At 59.4% G+C, this 19,128-nt stretch carries 15 protein-coding genes; 7 read left to right on the top strand and 8 right to left on the bottom strand.

What is annotated here, in order from left to right; all coding sequences use genetic code 11:
* The first annotated feature begins 101 nt into the window (after window positions 1–101).
* Window positions 102–1,385: a hypothetical protein gene (locus ACNAOT_RS09990; protein ID WP_420180905.1), complete on the top strand. Its 1,284-nt coding sequence runs from the start codon at window positions 102–104 to the stop codon at window positions 1,383–1,385.
* A 1,652-nt stretch (window positions 1,386–3,037) separates the two neighbouring features.
* Window positions 3,038–3,994, top strand: a complete 957-nt coding sequence (locus ACNAOT_RS09985) for a DUF4192 family protein (RefSeq protein WP_420180904.1) — start codon at window positions 3,038–3,040, stop codon at window positions 3,992–3,994.
* On the opposite strand, the gene ACNAOT_RS09980 is transcribed toward ACNAOT_RS09985, so the two are convergent.
* Window positions 3,991–5,135 (bottom strand): IS3 family transposase gene (locus tag ACNAOT_RS09980; protein ID WP_420180849.1). Its coding sequence is split into 2 segments (ribosomal slippage): window positions 3,991–4,859 and window positions 4,859–5,135, totalling 1,146 coding nucleotides; the frame shifts between segments, so codons are not numbered across the junction. The two genes, ACNAOT_RS09985 and ACNAOT_RS09980, sit on opposite strands and share 4 nt — an antisense overlap.
* Window positions 5,136–5,855: 720 nt before the next feature.
* Here ACNAOT_RS09980 and ACNAOT_RS09975 point away from each other — a divergent pair.
* A complete protein-coding gene (locus ACNAOT_RS09975) occupies window positions 5,856–6,140 on the top strand; it encodes a hypothetical protein (protein WP_420180903.1) in 285 nt (94 codons plus the stop codon).
* A gap of 10 nt (window positions 6,141–6,150) precedes the next feature.
* Window positions 6,151–6,408 (top strand): hypothetical protein, encoded by a 258-nt coding sequence (locus ACNAOT_RS09970; protein ID WP_420180902.1) that lies wholly within the window; start codon window positions 6,151–6,153, stop codon window positions 6,406–6,408.
* A gap of 569 nt (window positions 6,409–6,977) precedes the next feature.
* On the opposite strand, the gene ACNAOT_RS09965 is transcribed toward ACNAOT_RS09970, so the two are convergent.
* The 3 genes from ACNAOT_RS09965 to ACNAOT_RS09955 form a co-directional block, all read right to left on the bottom strand.
* On the bottom strand, window positions 6,978–7,277 hold the full coding sequence (locus tag ACNAOT_RS09965) for a hypothetical protein (protein WP_420180901.1): 300 nt from the start codon (window positions 7,275–7,277) through the stop codon (window positions 6,978–6,980).
* Window positions 7,278–7,849: 572 nt separating this feature from the next.
* Window positions 7,850–8,752, bottom strand: a complete 903-nt coding sequence (locus ACNAOT_RS09960) for an ABC transporter permease (RefSeq protein ID WP_420180900.1) — start codon at window positions 8,750–8,752, stop codon at window positions 7,850–7,852.
* Between the two features lie 161 nt (window positions 8,753–8,913).
* The gene (locus ACNAOT_RS09955) at window positions 8,914–10,524 is read right to left on the bottom strand and encodes a sugar ABC transporter ATP-binding protein (RefSeq protein ID WP_420180899.1); all 1,611 of its coding nucleotides are present in this window, start codon (window positions 10,522–10,524) and stop codon (window positions 8,914–8,916) included.
* A 317-nt stretch (window positions 10,525–10,841) separates the two neighbouring features.
* Between ACNAOT_RS09955 and ACNAOT_RS09950 the strand changes: the two genes are divergently transcribed.
* From ACNAOT_RS09950 to ACNAOT_RS09940, 3 genes are all read left to right on the top strand, one after another.
* On the top strand, window positions 10,842–11,768 hold the full coding sequence (locus ACNAOT_RS09950) for a LysR family transcriptional regulator (protein ID WP_420180898.1): 927 nt from the start codon (window positions 10,842–10,844) through the stop codon (window positions 11,766–11,768).
* Between the two features lie 895 nt (window positions 11,769–12,663).
* On the top strand, window positions 12,664–13,845 hold the full coding sequence (locus ACNAOT_RS09945) for a sugar ABC transporter substrate-binding protein (RefSeq protein ID WP_420180897.1): 1,182 nt from the start codon (window positions 12,664–12,666) through the stop codon (window positions 13,843–13,845).
* Between the two features lie 54 nt (window positions 13,846–13,899).
* The gene (locus ACNAOT_RS09940; protein ID WP_420180896.1) at window positions 13,900–14,241 is read left to right on the top strand and encodes a hypothetical protein; all 342 of its coding nucleotides are present in this window, start codon (window positions 13,900–13,902) and stop codon (window positions 14,239–14,241) included.
* 751 nt (window positions 14,242–14,992) lie between these two features.
* Here the strand turns inward: ACNAOT_RS09940 and ACNAOT_RS09935 are convergent.
* From ACNAOT_RS09935 to ACNAOT_RS09920, 4 genes are all read right to left on the bottom strand, one after another.
* Window positions 14,993–15,238 carry a hypothetical protein gene (locus tag ACNAOT_RS09935; protein WP_420180895.1) on the bottom strand — a complete coding sequence of 82 codons (246 nt, stop codon included), beginning with the start codon at window positions 15,236–15,238 and terminating at the stop codon, window positions 14,993–14,995.
* A gap of 411 nt (window positions 15,239–15,649) precedes the next feature.
* Window positions 15,650–16,900 carry an IS110 family transposase gene (locus tag ACNAOT_RS09930; RefSeq protein WP_420180894.1) on the bottom strand — a complete coding sequence of 417 codons (1,251 nt, stop codon included), beginning with the start codon at window positions 16,898–16,900 and terminating at the stop codon, window positions 15,650–15,652.
* A 434-nt stretch (window positions 16,901–17,334) separates the two neighbouring features.
* Window positions 17,335–18,159, bottom strand: a complete 825-nt coding sequence (locus tag ACNAOT_RS09925; RefSeq protein ID WP_420180893.1) for an alpha/beta fold hydrolase — start codon at window positions 18,157–18,159, stop codon at window positions 17,335–17,337.
* Window positions 18,160–18,164: 5 nt separating this feature from the next.
* Window positions 18,165–19,121 (bottom strand): glycosyl hydrolase family 32, encoded by a 957-nt coding sequence (locus ACNAOT_RS09920; RefSeq protein WP_420180892.1) that lies wholly within the window; start codon window positions 19,119–19,121, stop codon window positions 18,165–18,167.
* Window positions 19,122–19,128: the final 7 nt, after the last annotated feature.

Genomic DNA, 19,128 nt, shown 5'->3' with positions numbered 1-19,128 from the left:
AACCATTGTCGGAAGATCCTCATGACTAGCGTCCTAATCGGCGCACCCCGGCTTACCGCCCGCAACGTGCTTAGTAAAATAGACTGCGAAAGTGAACGACTTTGACCGAATCATCATCGACCAGTGCGCATAAACCGACAGCCGGTCAATGGGAACGCGCCCTTTCTTCTGAGTGGCTAGCAAGGGGTCAAGAAGCCTATATCAGAAGGCAACGCTACGCGATCAATTTCGCAACGGCCACGGTCAGGTTTTTCAAACGGATGGTCACAACCCCTGACGCCGCCAACGATGTCGTCTCGCAGCTTCGATCAGCACTGGAACGATGCGATGAACTTACCTTTAATGAGACTCCCGATGCTTTCGCGTATCTTCTCTGGCACCAAATTGATCGATACCATCGCGTATCCCAGACTCTGGATCGGCTATTCCAGCTTGGGATACTGCCCTTAGCGAAGCCCGGCAGGCCGCTAAGGGTACTTGAAGTGGGGTCCGGTCCGGCCCCCGCCTCCTACGCCGCAATCGACTATTATGCCGTACTCGCGGACTGGGCAAAATCACGCAGCGAGGTATTTCAAATCTCGTCAAATACAGAAGCGCACACCCTTGACAGGGGCCGCGCATGGCAGCAGATAGTCCACGGCCTATCCGAAGAGCTACTGAACATTGAGGACCGTCAATCTTTGAGGGAACGCGGACCGTTCAGGACGCGTTTCTTCAATATCACGTACCCCGAATTCGAAAACTTCAGTCCCGGTCAGCTCCACATTAATGCTCGAGAAAGGATGAAGAGGGAAATTCTCGATGAGGATGAACTCTGGCAATTCCAACTCGACACTGATTATCAAGACTTAAATCAGTATGCAGCCACCAGGGTCTCGCCTTCGGCATACGACTTGATCATCGTGGCAAACTTCGTAACCAGTTCTTCCATGATGGACAGCTTCAAGGCTGAACTTGAGAATCTAGCGAACTCGCTCGTGCCTGGCGGAATACTACTGACCCTCAGCGGCCGCAACCAAAAATACAAAGATCTTTGGAAAGACTACGCCGCTCTGCCCCATGTTAATCGTCTGGAGCATGTTGTCGATGAAGTGATGCAGGCACATCAAGACCCAGAAGTTCATGGGAGGGTGACCCGGTCCACCGTCAGTCTCCTGACCCACCTCGAAGTACTCGCTGAGCAAGGACTGGACAAAGCGGAGCTGCCCCAAGATATCAATGAGGCGATGCGGCTTCCGCTCACCGATCCGTCGTCGATAGCCTCTGTCCAGGCTGTTACCTATCCGACTTTTCAAGTGCACGGTTTCGTAAGGCGTGATCGGGCGATCTCCACTCGGGACCGAAAGAGAATTGCGGGACGAAGAGGAGCAGATGCCGATGCGTAGCAGCATTCGGCCGTAACCAACGGCCTAGTTTGGAGTCTTGGGTAAGCACCCTTTGCTGAGGACCGAGTCTTGCAGGCTATCAGTTCCTACCCTTGGCCATCCGTTGCTACCCCAGGGCAAGAACCAACAGGCTACGTCCATCCGAAGCTGCAGTCGGCACGGTACTGCCAGTTCTCTAGGACCCGATCGCCGGGAACCCCCAGTGCATGTCTCCCGGGCAGAATCGACATGGCGTTTGGGATCTCAGACAAGTCCTAGAAGGGTGGCATGTTTCGGAGGGCAGTCGCACCGTTGAGCCGTAACAGTCCTGGCGACTTGGAACTCTCAGCGCTAACGACAAAGTGGCGCGTTCAGCCTGACAGCCTCAACTCTGAGTTGTCCTACTTGTGGCTTGCCAGTGTAGTTGGCGAAATTGACACGGATAGTTTGCTGTCATGCCGGACGTGGGCCGCGCTTGGTGGGTGAGATCCGTTGACGGGATTCTTGGCGAGAACCAGATTTAGGAGTCAGTCAGGGTCTTGGTGGCGCTCGGTGCTGATTCGGGCGGTTCTGCCACTGACTGCCCAGACGCACAGGTTCGCCACGTCAATGATCGGGAGCTCAAGCAACGTTTGGCTCGCATCCTGGCTCACGACGGACCCACGTAAACGCCACTGGAGCATGCCCTGGCCAGAAGTCGTCCGAGGCAGCAGTTTGGCCGTGGCCATCACGCCCAATTCGACGGACGCCGAAAAGATGACAAGCACGCGTCCGACTATGTCAGACCGGAACAACTCGCCAGCTAGCTGACAAAAATACGCCAGATCGTTTGGAAATTCGCCAACAAGGCTGGCAAGCCACACTACTTGAGGAGGCTGCCGGCCCGTGATGGCAGCTGCCTACATGCATAGTGCCGATAACGGCGCTTATGACTTCTGTCGCGTAGATCCAAGTCGGTCAGCCAGGACAGCAGAGGGTGCTCAGGTCCGCCGAACATTCAGCATTCGTGGAGATGCTGTCCTCCGGCAGCGACTTATCCTGTACAGGGGACCGGCCCATTCGCGGCGTCTGCGATATGCCACCTTTGGTCAATGGCCTCGACCCCGGCACGCGATGACGCCGTCCCTCAATCTCCCATTACAGGGTTCCGATGCGACTGAAGCGTTCTATCCAGCAGCTTCATGTGTTGTTTGCCCGTCGCTGATGTCATCGAACACTACGACGCCATCATCCAATTCGGTGTGTCGGTCAGGATGGCCGGAGGCAGCATGTCTGCACCCAGCCCGTATGCAGACATGGTGCCTCCGAGCCGGATACTTCTTATACCCCGACGGTACGCAGCTCACGCTGATCGAACAACCGGACTGAACAAGTCCGCGCAAATCTTGGTCCGCCGGTTTAAGCGGTGCAAACCGGTTACATCTGAGTCATGGTGCGACGGCATGACCCGTCCATGAAAGACCAGAAGCAAAATCGCTGCTTGTCATTCCGGTATCAAAATCCTCGCCGTTCACCTAACAACAAACCACGGCATGTGCGGGGACCCTGCGGAGAGTTGGGTGTTCGCTCCAGAGTCGGACACCAACCCTTCAGCCGAGTGTTTCGATCCCCATCAGAGCAGCGATCGGACTCAACGACCACAGTTACAACGAGCAAGATATGGGAACAGGACGATGAATGCGCTCACGATAAAGGACCCCGCCGATCTGCTCAGCTTCATCGGGCACACGCTGGGCTTCTGGCCCAAAGAAAGCCTTGTCTGCATCACCCTCAACCAGAACAACGTCGGCGCCACACTGCGCATCGACCTCCCCCAGCAGCCAGGGCAGGAACTCCTGTACGCCCGAACCGTCACCAGCTACCTCACCAGCGACACGAACGCTAACAGCATCGTCTTCGCCCTCTACACATCAGCCCAGCCCGAACCCGGGCAATCGAAACCCCACGCCGCGACCATCGCAGCCCTCACCGGCACTCTCGCCGGCGACGGCATCACAATCCGCGACGGCATCTTCGTCGGAGAGACCACCTACTCCCCCTTCGACGAAGAAATCGGCCAAACACTTACCTTCCCCGTCGGCAAAACCCAGTTCAGCCAAGTCAACGCCGAATTTATCTACCGCGGCAGCACCATCGCACCTTCTAACCAGGTGATCCTCCCGCAGGCGACTGACAAAGCAGAGCACGCGACCGCCGTCGAAGACCACCAGCAAACAATCCTGAGTCAACCGCCAGCAGCAGCCGTCCAAAAGGCCCATGACCTCTGGACCGCAATGCTGAACACAGGTGAATACCCGAACGACGACGACACCACAGCGCTGATCTCCTACTTCCAGTTCCCGCACATCCGTGATCAGCTCATGGCCGACATCCCCGGCATCAACGAACCAGCCCACCACATCCTTTTCGCCCAAACCCAGACACCTCCTCAGTGGTCGAGGATCGAATGGGCCCAACAACTACTCCTCCACGCCTACACCCGAACAAGCCCACAACACGCAGCACCCATCCTCACCACCATCGGCTACAACAACTGGTGGCAAGGCAGAGGCTCAAAAGCACACCAGTTCATGCAGCTCGCCCTCGACACCGACGGGACTGCCCCGGCTTTTGTTGACTCGGGGTCTTAGGCCGCTATGAGCGCGGTCCGGTTGATTGTTTCATATTCGATGGGCGTCAGTTTTCCCAGCCGTCTTTGCCGACGCCGGCGGTGGTAGGTTCTCTCGATCCATGTCGTGATCGCCAGCCGGAGGTCCTGCCTGGTGAGCCACCGCTGACGGTCCAGGACGTTCTTTTGCAGCAGCGAGAAGAACGATTCCATCGCGGCATTATCCGCACAGGCACCGACCCTGCCCATCGACCCTGTCAGCCCGTGGCGCCGGAGTGATTCGACAAACCGGCGAGACCGAAACTGGGACCCCCGATCCGAATGCACCACTGTCCCTGCAGGTTTGCGTGCCCGCACCGCATTCTCCAATGCTGCCACGGCCAGCGAGGACTTCATCCGCGAGTCCATCGAATACCCAACGATCCTCCCGGAATAGACGTCCTTCACAGCACAGAGATAGAGCTTGCCCTCGGCCGTGGGATGTTCGGTGATGTCCGTCAGCCACAGCTCGTTCGGAGCCGCAGCGGTGAAGTCCCTCTCCACCAGGTCGTCATGAACCGGCGGCCCGGGTCTGCGGTTCAGGCCACGCTTCTTCGAGAACACCGACCAGATACCGTGGTCCCTGCACAAGCGCTGGACCCTGTTCTCACCCGCTGTGATGCCCTTCTCCGGAAGTTCGTCGGCGATAAAACGGTAACCGAATGCCGGGTCGTCGGTATGGATATCCAAGGCAGCGTTGACCAAGTGCGCATCTACCCAGTCCCGTTCCGTTACCGGGCTGGCCCTCCACCGGTAATAGCCTTGCTTGCTGAATCCCAACACCCTGCAGGTCACCGCTACGGGAACACCGTCGGCGGCAAGATCCGTGACCAGCGGGTAGATCATTTTGGGTTGATGTCCCTGGCCAAATAGGCAGCAGCGCGGCGCAGAATCTCGTTCTCCTGCTCCAGCAGGCGGTTGCGCTTCTTCAGCTCCCGCATCTCGGCAGAATCATCGCCTGCCGGGCCGGCTCCGGAATCCTTACGCTCAGCTATGGCAATCCAACGCTTCAGCGTCGTGACCGACAGTCCGAAATCCTTGGCAATCTGCGCCAGCGGCGCTTCGCCCTTACGGGCCACATCAATAACATCCTGGCGGAACTCCGCCCCATAAGCCGTGGGCATGGTCAACATCCTTCCACGAGCACAAGCTCGCTAGGTCAAGGAGTCAACAAAACCGGGGGCAGTCCCGACCCTGCCTACCGCTTCGCCAGACTCAGCGACCAAATGCTCGGAGCCGGCATCATCGCCGGGTGGAACACCAACAAAGACACCGCCTACAAAACCCGCCTCGACATGCCGTAAATGAGGCTGACCAGCGCGAGGTAGACGTGGATAGGCCCGCGCATCCCTACCGGGTCGTTGGTGGCTTGCTTGACGAAACGTCCGATAACGGCGTCAAAGTACCGTAGTAGAAGCTGCTGCGAGAATTCTGTTCCTTACACCTCGAGATAATCTCACGCGTTGGTGCCTCCGAGTCTGATGACCTGGCTCCATGGCTTGCCTAGTAGTTCCCAGAGTTGCATCGCATCGCTGACTCCCACATTCGTCACAGGCTTGACGAATTGCAGACTGGCAGCCTTCATTTCATCATCTGGTGCACCGGCGCATATCCATTCAGATACAGAACTCGTCAATGTCCGCCCATCGTACGTATCCCCATATCGTTAGGCAGGCGCGTCACGAATGACTCGGCTGGCCACTCCCCTCACTGACTGAACATCTTGATCGGCGCTCCACGTACGAAACTGGGAGTAGTTGCAAGAACTCTGCCATTCAACGAATTTCCGCGTTTCCACCGTAAGCCTTGTAGATAGCGCGGCCATCGGATGACATGATTCAGGCATGGATTCCGTCGTTGCAACAGCCATTGATGTCCTGAACGCAGTACGAATGCCACTGGGTCCAGGCCTATCCACTACCGAGCTCGCCAATGTCGAACATGAGTTTGGTATCGAGTTCAGCCCCGACCATGCGCAGCTACTGAGTTTGGTGACGCCGATGGGTCCCGGATGGGTTGATTGGAGGGGCGATCCTAATGGGATCCGCGAGCGGCTAAGCTGGCCTCTGGATGGCGTCTTGTACGACGTGGAACACAATGCTTTTTGGCCTAACAATTTGGGGACCTAGGCCCAACGACATGGCTACTGCTTTGCGTGTTGGACGGGAAAGCATGCAATCAGTGCCCACGCTGATTCCCCTTTACGCGCACCGTTATGTGCTGGCAGCGCCAGCGTCTGAGGAAACTTCCGTGTTTTCGGTTTACCAAACCGAAGTGATCTACTACGGCAGGAATATTGCCGCCTACTTTGCGGCCGAGTTTCTTGGTCAGCCCGATTCCAGACCACCAATTCAAATCGATTTTTGGTCGGACCTAGCGCAAGGCCGATGGCTATAGTCGCTCGCCCAAGCATGTGTCCAAGTATTGCGCGTGGCTAGGCGAGCAACCCCGCTGAGTGCGGCCTGCGGCGACCAGGGAACGCCCACATCTATCGCTCTTCACAATTATTCCGTCCCCGAGGACCGGGGGTTGGTCGCTGGACCTGGTATGACTTTCTTGCCCTGCCACTAATGACCGGGGGTGTCGCTAGGTTCGGAGACACGCGCTGATTGCTGATAAGGACCCGGCTGGCTCCTTCGGAGGGGCCAGATCTCTTTGTAACGTGGGTGCCAGTATCGGGTGTCGTGGCTGCGGCCAGAAGCGGTGCAAAGAAGCGCAGGATGGACGAAATATACGAGACCTTCTGCGCGCTTGATGACGGTAAGTCCGAGCATTGTGCTGCTGCGTTGAACGCAACCGGCGAGCGGGTTTTCGACAAGCCGTTGCCGCAGGACTAGGAAGAACACGATGGATGCCGCGAAGTTGCCCGATGCGGCCACCGGCAGTGTCTCGACGTCGGACACGCACAATTGGGCTTGCGCGTCGATTGAGTCCTATCGCACCGTGATCACCGACGCACTCCCAGGTCAACGCGGAGTCGACGTATAGGCGCCGCCGTAGACCGATTGGTGGGCGACGATGCCTTCTGCATCCCGGCAGACGCCCATCGCGTCGACCTCCAGGCCGGACCGGGTGCGTGCGGCAAACACGCCCGCGACGCCTCGGCCCGCAATCGAGTTCGAGATCGGCACCGCGTCGGGGTGTACTGCGTCGGCGGCGGTGAGCAGTGCGTCGACTTCCGACTTTGTCAGGATGCCCCATCGAAGCGGCCTGGGTGCACCGCCGCCCCTACGCCCGCCCCGGGGGTCCGGCTGCTGCGCCGACACGCTCTGGCTCCCCGGCAACCCGCATCCGTGCCCTGGAAGGAAACCACAGGCTCCACCTCAAGTGGGGAACACCTCGATGACCGGCACAAAATGTCAGTGAAAGCCAACACCGCGATCGCCCGCGAGCTTTCGGCTGGTGCTGGTCACTGGCCTCCCGCGCTCCAGCCGAAGACATCGTCATGCGGTACCAACCCGCGAATATGAGCCTGATACTGCAGTCGAAAAAGACACGCCAACACCCACACCACGACCCGGCCGGCGACACGGTGAGCGGCCCTCGGAACCACAAACCCCCGAGCCGCTTCACCTCTACCTCTTGACAACCGCACCTATATATCAGCGGGGCACCAGGTGCGGAGACATCTTGGCGGCAGCTTTCAGCAGTTCGATTGGGCCCGCGGCAACTCCACCGACGAGCTCGAAGCACCTATTTTTGGTGAAAGCCATGCCGGTATCCGACAACCCAAAGCAGCAGCACCATAAGCATCCACGCAGTCCGCTCTTTCCAATCAGGAAGTGAGTGGAATCGGGCTGCGACCGGCAGCTCGACGGAAAGGCGGTCTCGGGAGTCCTCAGGTAGTCCGTCGACGGTAAAGCAGAGCAGCGAGGGCAACTCCCAAAATGAGCGCTGCGCCATTGACCCAATCGTTCACGTACGGGGTAGCTCCAGCCAAGCTCAATCCGTTGTTCAGCACGGCGAGGAAGTAGACGGCAATGATAAGGCCCCACACGTTGAACCGACCAGGCTTCACCGAGGCGGCACTGAGGAAGGCAGCAGCAAAGGCGGGAAGCAGAAAGGACGCTCCCACGTTGGGTGACGCGCCACCGGCACGGGAGACGTAAAGGAACCCACCCACCGCGCAGAGCACACCTCCAACAATGAAAGCTGTCGCACGCAGCCCGTCAGTGCGCAGACCCACCAACTTGGCAGCTTCGATGTTGGAGCCGACAGCGGATATCTGGCGTCCAAGCGAGGTGTGGTCCAACATGAAGTAGGTTGACGCAGCGATGGCCAGCAGCGCAAAGAATATGATCGGCACACCTCCGATCTCGGCGGTTCCGAATGCCGACATAAAGTCCGGGATGTTGGCCGAGACGGCCCTACCACCTGTTTGCTGGAGGATGACACCCGTGAGGATTGTACCCATGCCCAACGTAGCGATGACGCCATTGACATGCAGTCGGGTGACGATCACCGCGTTTAGGCCTCCGACAACGAGTCCGATGAGCAATGCCAGCCCGAGTGCGCCCAGCGAACTGCCCGTGTCTGTGGCAAACTGCGCCACCATGACCCCGGAAAGTGCGGCGATACTGCCAACCGAGAGGTCGAATTCCTTAGTCATCAAGGGAAGCAGCACTCCCAGCGAGATCACACCGATCACGACTTGGCTGGACAGAAGAATTTGCAGGTTCGCCACCGTTGCGAAAGTCGAGGACGTCTCAGGCCAGAACCAAAAGAACAGTGTAATCGCCACCAAGAGAACCACCAGTATGTAAGACTCAAGGAAGCGATTCAGGCGACCATTTCCCATAGCCCGCCGATTCGCTTTGCGCTCGTGCATCTGCATTTCCGTCCCTGGTGCCACGCTCGCGGTGCCAGAGGCATTACTCGGTTCGGTCGTTTGCGACGTGTTGTTCATAGTGCTTTCTCCTGTGCGTAAACGCTTTTGGTGAGGTTCTCCTCGGTCAAGGGACCATCCACGGCCGAAACGACGCTGCCGTCACTGACCACGACAGCGCGGTGCGCCAATGCAGCGAGCTCATCGAAGTCAGAGGAGATCACAAGCACGGCGGTTCCGGCCGCAGCCGCAGCGCGCACCAAGTCGTGTATTTCATTTCGAGCACCGATATCCACACCCTGGGTCGGTTCATCGAGCAATAGAACCTTCGGGCGACGTTGCATCCATCTGGCGAGCATCACCTTTTGTTGATTGCCACCTGAAAGCGCAATCAACGGTGTCGAACTGTTGGGGGCAACGACCGCGAACTCCTCGATCTGCTTGTTCGCAGCTTGCCGCTCACGGGACGGGCTAATCCAGCCGAAGCGCGAGAGCCCGCTCAAGCAGCTGATCGAGAGGTTGTCTGCGATACTCAAATCCGGAAAGGCCGCTTCATGCAGCCGGTCTTCAGGGACTAACCCGATGCCGCATTTCATCGCGTCTCGTATTTTGGAAGGTGCCAGAGGTTGACTTCCGATGACCACCTGCAGATCCTTGCGCGGCACGACACCGAAAATCTGCTTGAGGAGTCGGGAGCGACCGGAGCCCAACAGACCGGCGACGGCGACGATCTCGCCTTTTCGAAGCACAAGCGCATCTGAGACCTCCCCATAGGCTATGGCACTCCGCCGGAGCGTCAACACTGGCTCGCTAAGGCACGGCACTTCCCCAGGTTGCCCATGCGTCGACACCTCTGGTGCCTTCGGTGGAGCCGTGGTGGGGGACAAACTCCCGACAACAACACCAGTAATCCCCGATACCAAGGCGTCATGGGTGATTTCAGCTCCGAACAGGCGAGCCGCTACCCGGCCATTGCGGAGCACAGTCGCCTCATCGGCGATCGCAGTGACTTCGTCTAGCCGATGGGACACGTAGATGATCGTCTGCCCGTCCGCGGCATACCGACGAAGCGCATCGAGCAGCAGATCGACCTCATGCTTAGGCAGACTCGCCGTCGGTTCGTCAAGTACGAGCACCCCTCGCTCAGCCGTGTCGTCCTGGTCCTGCAATGCTCGAGCTATCGCCACCATCATCTGCGTTGCTGCCGACAGTCGGTCCATCGGCGTCTCCGGAGCGACGTTGATCTCGAACCGTTGGAGCACATCGCGGGCCCGCGCCATTTGGGCTCTCCAAGATATGGACTTCATCGCAGTCAACTCGAACCCACGACTCAGCGCTAAGTTCTCGGCAACCGTCAGGTCAGGAAAGATGGAGTTCTGCTGGTGCACGAAGTGCAGCCCTGCTGCCTTCGCTCGAGCTGGCGTGTGCGAACGCGCGTCGGACCATTCACGGCCGAATGCCAAGTGTCCTTGATCAGCCGTCACGATGCCGGCCATGACCTTGATGAACGTGGACTTTCCGGATCCATTCCCGCCCATCAAGGCGTGGATCGCACCAGTTGAAACCCCAATGGACACCTCGTTCAAAGCGCGTGTTCCGCCGTAAGTTTTGCTGATGGTCTTAGCGCCCAGCGCCACGGTCGGACTTGTCAAAGCGTCTCCAAGGCCGAGGTTGATCTGACCTGTCATGGCCGCTCCCGGTCGGTACTGAGAATCAGCTCACTAATGCCAAAGATCATGGTCAATCATTCCGATCGGTCTCGCGGATTTGTGCCGGGACCTCCGGCCAGACCGACACCGTTGGTTCCCGAACGTCGTCGCCCAACATCGTCAAGTGCAACTCCACTGAGGCGCCGGCGCCGAGAAATAGCTACCTGCCACATGAAGATGCATGATCATCCTTGTTCCGGTCGATCACCAACGGTGTCCCGGGGCTGTGTCGGCGGAGGGAGTGGGCGCGTTGTGGTTATCCCATTCTGGAAGCCCAGCGACGATGAGTCCAACACATGTTTGTCATTGCACCTATCTCATGCCACGATCAATGGATGGATTTGCAAGGGATGCGTTATGTCGTGGCTGTCGCTGAGGAGGCCAACTTCACGAGGGCGGCCGCCAAGTGCTTTGTGGCACAGTCCGCTTTAAGTCATCGGATTAAAGCGATGGAAAAAGAGCTTAGCGTCGCCCTGTTCAGCCGCACGAGCAGGCGGGTGGAGCTAACGGCGGCGGGCACAGCGTTCATTTCCGCCGCGCGTGCGTGCCTCCTTGCAGCGGAGCGCGCCGTGGTCGACGCTGCGGCGGCTGCGGGTCACACTAGGGGGCGTCTGAGGGTGGGAGTAATTCCGACCGTGACCGCCATCGATATACCTGCGGCCTTAAAGACGTTTCATCGTGCGCACCCTCAGGTACCAATCGCGCTGCAGATGGCAGGCAGCGAGGAACTCGAGGCGTCGATCATCCGCGGGGATATGGACATTGCGCTCCTCGGTCTTCCCGAAAATCGCGACCCGCACGGTGTTGCATGGCGCCAATTAGGGTCTGACCGCCTTGTGGCCGTGGTAAGTCGTGATCACGCTTTGACGCACTTTCGCGAGATCACTCTGAGCGATCTCGCCCAGGAAACGTTTGCGGACTTTCCTGCAGGCACTCCGGCTCGCGCTGAGAGCGATCAGGCGTTTGCCGCAGCGGGCATCCAGCGTGAAGTAGCTTTTGAGTCGACGGCAATTGGACTCACAATAGATCTGATCCGGCAGAACTTGGCCATCGCACTTCTACCGTCAAAGTTCGCGCCACAGAACTCACGGAACTCCGCGCTGATAAGCCTTCCGATCAGCGACGGACCGTCTCGTGTCGAGTATCTGACCTGGAGCAATTTCAATCCGAGTCCTGCATCTCAGGCATTCCTTGCTCTCGTCACTGAGAACGTCGATCTCTAGGGCCCATCACGTGTTCCAAGGGCGCTGTTCCTCTCATCGTCAGTGTGGAGATCAGCGGCATGATCGGCCGTCCCCATGTTGAATCCGATATCGGAATAGGACGCGAAGCACCAGGCGTTCTTCGAGAGCGCCATAAAGGACCTCCGGACTAGCCGAAGTCCAAAAAATGACTCTAGCGGGTTCTGGGCTGTACGTTACCGTTCCGAGGCGGCAGGCAATGGCCCCACTAGGGCCGTCCCGCACTACGATCAACCTCAAACGTGCCCTCGACGACCCACATCACGTGCCGTCGAACAAGCCTAGAGTCGCGTTACGGGCCGAGGTTTTTGGCTCCTTCTGCCGGTCGATGCAAAGCTGCTCGATAAGCAGGATCTACTTGGTTCGGTCTCCACGCTTAACCCGGTGCACGGTCCTGACATACCGGCAGCCCTAAGCGGTTCGTTTTCCCGGGTGAGGTGAGGGCTTTCGTCAGTTGAATGGTGGACTGGTACAACAGTCATCGCCCGCAATGGGGATCGGCTTTCGCACCCGTTTTTCGCACTATGTCGTCGCCAGCGGCGTCTCAATGAACGCTCACAGAGCTTAGCTGCCCCCCAGCCAAACACCCCTATCGATCCAGCAGCGTCAATGCCCCCCGATCTTGTATCGCCCCACCCCCAGGTTTGGATCAATGACCCGAATAGAACCTCCTTAACAAAGCAGAGCCACACGACGGTGTTCTTTGGTGCCCCCAATCAATCTGTATCAGCGATCGGTGTTATGTCAACTATGTATTGGACTCACTGTTTCCGAGATTGCACCATGTGTCTATAGGTCGCACGCCATGTGCTGGCGGGTCACGGCCCCTGGCCTTGAACCCTTCAAAATGGCGTGCGTTATCAAAGGAGAAATGAACATGCATTCGAAACTCTCTCGCCGGAAGCCCTTGGCCGGCGCTGTTGCCGCGTTGGCTGTGGTGACTGCTCTTGCCAGTTGCGGCACAGGCGTGTCATCGGATGCCAACTCCGCAGACAAGACCACTGGGGGCGGCGTCGCCGCCCAGCGCGCCGGGGAGCAGCTCGAGGCTCTCTACGGCAGCGGTACATACCAGGAGCCTGCCAGCGACGGTCCAAAGGGCCAGAAGGGCTATGACGTCGCGCTCGTGATCGCTGGCGTGCAGACGCCGACCGGCACCAAGGTAGCTGAAGCAGCCCAAGAGGCAACGAAGGTCCTTGGCTGGGGTCTCTCAATATACGACGGTCAATACAACCCGTCGGAATACCAAGAAGGTATCCGTCAGGCAATCGTGCAGGATGTCGATGCAATCTGGCTCTACTCGATCGACTGCCCGTTGGTGCAGACCGCGCTGGATGAGGCTAAGAAGGCCAGCATCCCTGTGTTCTCCCATGAGTCGGCAGACTGCAGTGATGTGGACCCCAAGTCAGAGTCCTACTTCGAACGAACCCTGCCGTTCGCGGAGGGCGACTTCTCCGATTGGGGCCAGGGCTTGGGTGAAGCTCAGGCGATCTGGCTGCTCGCGAAGCGTGGTGACGAAGCCAATATCATTGAGGTCAGTGTGCCCGAACTGGTTGTGACCAAGGCTGTTTCTGTCGGCTTCAATGCGAAAATGAAGGAGCTGTGCCCGAAGTGTGAGGTCACCACCGTAGAGGTGCAGACCGCCGACTTCGGTCCCCCGCTGCAGGAAAAAATTGCCACCGCGCTGCTGCGCAACCCCGACGCTAACGGTCTAGCCCTCTCCTATGATGACTTGGCTACGGCCGGCGGCTCAGCCGCGGTGATGGAGGCAGCACGCAACGACTCGCTGCTCGTGGTGGCTGGCACTAACTTCGCACCGACAATGGACCTGATCCGAGACGATAAGGGCTTGGACGCTGGATTCGTGTATGACGAGAACTACGCGGCGTGGGCTGCTGTCGATATGATAAACCGGTACTTCGCCGGTGCAGAAAACTCGCCGATCGGTGGTCCGGGACTCGCCGTCGTTGACGCTGACCATGGTTTGGCACCGGAGGGCAAGGACTGGACAACGAATATCGACTTCCGGACCGCCTACAAGAACAATTGGGGCGTCTCCTGAGAACCGGGCTGGGGAGAGCATTGTCCATTAACAGGGCCTTCCCCAGCCCGCGGGTTGTCCAGCGCGGTACCGACGAGGAATGCTGACCACGCTGGTCCGGCGGGAGGTGCGAGCACCGATGGAGAACTGCTGGTCCTGTGCGGGCTGACCGAGATCGGCAGGGATGCTGAGGCCGTCGTCGGCTCTGAGTGTCGTAGCCGCACCGTTGATCACGACAATCTCACCGGCCTGTTGCCGGTGAACATTGGTGGCGTTGCGATCCGGGTCAAACCACTGCCGGTGACGGTGAACCCGGCACTGCAGGCATCGCGCAGGTCGAGGAATTCCGTGGCTCGGTTGGGGTCGGCTGTCGCAGACCAGCCGAACATGTTGAACGTCGGTTCGATGGACCTGTAGTCAAAGTTTTGCGGGTGGAGGCACGTTCCGGGAGAAGGCATCCGCGAAGCGGGGCAGAGTGTCAGTAATCTGTTGTTGGAACATCTCAGGGGTGTGACAGCCCCAACTGTAGGCGCTGTACTTGTGCTGGACACCCAGTTTGATGAGGGTTTTGTTAAGGTTTGTGTTTCCGGGAAGACAACCCCACTCTCGACGGGGCAGCCGTAGGGCGTTAATGGATTTCCCAGTTCTCGGACTCCAGGGACACGGTTGCCCGTATAACCTGCAGGTCAAGACGGCCCAGATTCCCAGCGAGGTCTGTGGGTTGTGTCCGGGCCAGATCACCTCGTCGGTGACGCGTGGCCCATATATGGCGTCGGGAAGTGCCGAATCTATTGCCGGGCTGGCGGATGAAACGACGGAACCTGGAGCCCAAATGGTGTCGACGGCCCCCGACAGGCTGGTTCCGGCAACAAAGAGGTCCGGGTGGCGGCCGGCGAGCATAACGGCTCCGTACCTGCCCATCTAGTCGCCAGGAATGGCCCGGTGCGCGCGGTCATCCTTCGTACGGAAGTTCGCGTCAATGAGGGGTACCAGCTGCGTGATGACGAAGGTCTCATACATTGGCGGCCTGTCGGCGCCGTTGTACTCCAGTCGCTCCAGTACCCGAAATGATCGGCGGGCGAAATAACGATCGATGGGTAGGAGGCTGTCATGTCTTCGCCCCTGTACGCGGTACGGAACGTGCCTGGCTACCGTTGGTCCCATGCGTTTAGTAGGTGACGGGCCATTCTTGGCCCTCCGTTGTGGCTGCGTACCCACTAGGCAACATCACCTCGATCTTGACCGGCGCGGCGAAGGACGGTGAGGCGACGGTTAGCTCCATTGTCCGTTGAGTGAGCCATCGCTCGTCGATGATGGTCGTGCCCGGCACCGAGGCTGTGCCGGGTGTCGCCGGTAAATCTTCGGCGACAGAAACCTGTGCTGACACCAAGGCTGCTGCCATGCTAAGGGCCATTCCAGGCGTCACCAACGGGGTCCGGGTGGGATGGGAACACCGTGAATCATGCCGTGAAGAATTTTCATGAATTTCTCCGAGACGCCGTCGGGTTGGGAATCGTCCATGTGTTCTGAGGGTCGACATGGTCTGTGAGGGTACGGCTGACAGGGCTCTCGGAACACGGCCCTGTATCGGTTGCAGCCGCAGACACGCTCTGGCGGCGCCGTCGCCCGGCGGTTCGACATGAAGCTTGTTAGCGCGCAGCCTGCGTGGAGTACAACTAATATGTAGTTCGTTCTGTCAATGGCAGGCGGAAGCGGTCCCGGTTGTATTGTTCCGGGGCCGCTTCCTGTTTTGTCCGGGGGTCTGGGCTCTGGGTGTTCCAGCGTGTTTGGCGACGGCGTGGTCAGACTAATATTCGCGGGTTGGTTACCGCAGGGCGAGGTGTTCGGCTGGAGTTATCGCTTCTCTAGGGTCGGGCGTGGCCTTTGGGGGGGGCTGCTCATAGTTGGGTCGCGAGTTCGCTCCACGCGCAGCCGGGGATTCCCGGGGGTCCTGACCGTGGTTTCCGGACGTTTGGGGGTTGTATTGACTGGTGGTCATTTGGGTTTCGTTGGCCAGGGACCAGCACCAGCCGGCGAGTTCCCTGGCAATGGCGACGTTGGCGATGACCGGGCGTTTGCGGCGTTCTTGGTAGTTGAGCCAGCGTTCGTGGAGGCGCCGATTGCCGGCTTGGGCGCGGGTTTTGGCTGCCGGGGTGGCTTCTGCCCAGCAGGCCCGCAGTGTTGGTGAGGGTTTGTAGGGTCGGCGATGGTGCCAAGCGGCTTCGACCAGGAGCCTACGCGCGTGGGTGTTGCCGGTCTTTGTGATGGCCCCTTGTGAGCGGTGTTGGCCGGAGGAGTTCTCCGAGGGAACCAGGCCCAGGTAGGCGCCGATGGTGGACCCGGTAAAGCGGGTCCAGTCGCCGATTTCCACGGCCAGGCCAAGGGCGGTCAACGTGGAGATGCCTCTGAGGCATTCCAGGGCGCGCACTACCGGGGTGTATTCACTGTCGTAGGCGATCGCGCGGATGGCTTTATCGGCCCTGGCCCGCCGGTCCAGGGCTTCGGTGACTGATTCCAGGGCCAGGTTGTAGCTCAGCTGCAGCGCCGGTGAGTCAAAACGCTGTCGGTGGAGCCAGGCGAGGTGTTCGTGGGTCCAGGTCCTGCCGCCGGTGTAGCGGATGCCTTGACGCAGCAGCAGTTTGGAGACCCGGTGTCTGGCGCGCATCAGGTCCCCGCGGATGTCTTCGCGGGCACGGACCAGGTCCCGGGCCGCTTCCTGCGAGGGGTCCGGGACGGTGACCTCAGTGATCTGATCCAGCTTCAGCAACCGTGCCAGGTGCAGGGCATCGTTCCTGTCCGTTTTCACCCGGTCTCCGGCAGGGCGCTGGAGCTTGGAGGGGGCAGCGACCAGACAATCGACGCCCGCCGCGCGCAACGCCCGTGCGAGCGGAAAGCCGGTCGGTCCGGCCTCGTAGACCACTTTCGACGGTCCCGGTAGCGCCTGGATCCAGGCCAGAATTTCGGTGTGGTCCGGGGTCAACCGGGCCCGGACAATCTCACCGGTGACCCCGTCAATGGCACACGCGACAACGGTGAGGGCGTGGACATCCAAGCCCACGTGAGTACGCTCAAACATAGCTGGAACCTCCAAACTTCAAATGTGGCTCTGCCCCAATGGATTAAGTCTGGGGAAAACCCACGCCATCTTGAAGAGAAGGTTCCAGCCCACCGCACACCACGAACCTTCCCTTGTGCTGCCCCTTCTGACAAAGGCCCTGCTCTGCCCGGGCAAGGGCCCGGAGCGCCAAGCAGCACAAACGAACGAGGGGCATCCCAAGCTGGCGCTCCGGAACCGCCCGGGGCGACAATCAAGCCTCAGAAGGCCAACACCCCCCCGCACATATCGTCTAGCCGGCGGGGAGGCCCGAGGAACAGGCGCCAACGATGTTGGACAGCTGTGCGGGAGTGGGTTAGTGCTAAATAAACTCCCCTCTCCTAGATTGAAACTGCATAGTCATGCTGAATTCTTGCTGGGTAACGGCTGGTGTATCGGCGCTTGTCCCGCCGGCCCTAATGTGGGGTGGTTGCGTTCAGGGAGCGGCGCGTGGTTCGGGTGATGATCTCAGCGAAATCGGACCAAAGTGCTCGGGCGATTTCATGCCCCAGGCCCGGATACAGGTGCAGTTCGGCGTGAGGCAGCTGGTGCCACAGGCGCATTGTCCCTTGGTGTGATATCAGCAGGTCATCCTTGCCGTGAATCAGTGCTGCGGGCACTGTGATTTCAGGTAGCCGTTCGGTGAGGTCAGGCATCTGCCTGATGGCTTCACGTTGGCGGGGTATGCCGGACTGGTCTGGAGCCCGGTCGTACATTTGACCGGCGAGCTGGCGTTGAGCGGATTCGTCGTAGCCATAGGCCGGTGACATCGTATTCCGGTTGCCCTCCAGAAAGAACTCGATCGCTTCGTCACGGGTCCTCGGAATGAGGATGTCCCCCTCGAAGACGTTCTCGTTGATGTCCATGCGGGTGGGGGTGGTGTAGAAGAGCACCAGTCCCGCCACCACTTCCGGGTGGTTGAGAGCGACATGTTGGGCGATCAAGCCGCCCATTGATTGTCCAACGATAGTCACCTGATCGATGTCGGCGCTGTCGATAACTTCCCTGACGTCGTTGGCCATGTCCGCGATTGTGTATGTGGTGCCTTCGGGCTCGTGGCGGGAGAGTCCGATATCGCGGTTGTCCATACGCAATACTCGCAGGCCCTTGTCGGTGAGCATGGTGCAGAACTCCTCACGCCAGCCGATGAGTTGGCCGGTGTATCCCTCGAGGAGAAGGACGGGAGGTCCGTCACATGGGCCCTGGCTGTCCCAGTAAACGCCTGATGTGGTTGTGGGCATGCTTTCTACGGGATCCTTGCTTCGTTGGGTAGCGTCAACCGGCCGTGATCGACGTTGACGCGGATCGGGTCACAGATTCCGCCGACGAAGGGCTGGGTTCCGTTGGTGAGTTCGAAAGCCAAGAGGACGGGGTTGCCATCGTGGTCGATTATGCGTCCGCTGTAGAGGCTTGCTCCGCTGAGGTTGGTTGCATGGTCGAGCTCGATTTCATCGTTCCATGGTGCGGCCCAAGTACCGGTGGTTGCCCCCGTCGAGCGCCGTTCGCCGGAGATGACCTGGTCATGGGCGGAGAAAAGGATCATCGGCTGCCCATCGATGGTCAACTTCTGAAAGACCTCGAGGTGTGCGAATCCGTGGCGGGGTTCGGTGAGAGGTGGCAGCACGGTCCACGTGAGGAGGTCGGGTGATGTTGCGTGGCCTACAACGCCGCGGTCGATGGAGAGGCCGGTGTTGGCCCGCGCGGTGATGAGCATGTGCCATAGCCCTGCGTCGTCCCGGTACACCCACGGGTCACGCCAGGCCTCCTCGGGCCAATCAGAGTCTCCGAGCGTTTCGTACCAGCGCTGGTCGGCGCGCAACGCGAAGGAAGGGGCCTTGGTCCACGTGTGGAGGTCCGTTGACACCGCCATCGTGATGACTTCGATGTTGGAGGTTGTGTCCGCGGAGAGGAACGTGGAACCGGTATAGAACATGAACCAGGTGCCGTCGTCACCGCGGACAATGGAGCCGGTCCAGGTCGCCGTCGCGTCAACCGACCCGGGGGGCCCGGGATTTAGGACAGCACCGTGTTCTGTCCAGTTGCTCAGATCGGTGGACGTTGCATGTCCGACGGTGGCATTCCGGTGCCTCAGTTCAGGGTCATCGAGGGATTTGGGCGCCTGTAGGTAGTAAAGGTGGTGGGTGTTCTCGTGCTGGATGTGCCAGAAGTCCCAGATCCATCGATCAACGGGTGTGAGTGCCAAAATGTGT

Origin of the sequence: Paenarthrobacter sp. TA1.8, assembly GCF_048595705.1 — a bacterium.
GTDB lineage: Bacteria > Actinomycetota > Actinomycetes > Actinomycetales > Micrococcaceae > Arthrobacter > Arthrobacter nitroguajacolicus.
The sequence above is the reverse complement of the archived record's forward strand: the minus strand, read 5'-3'. Positions and strand labels throughout refer to the sequence as shown.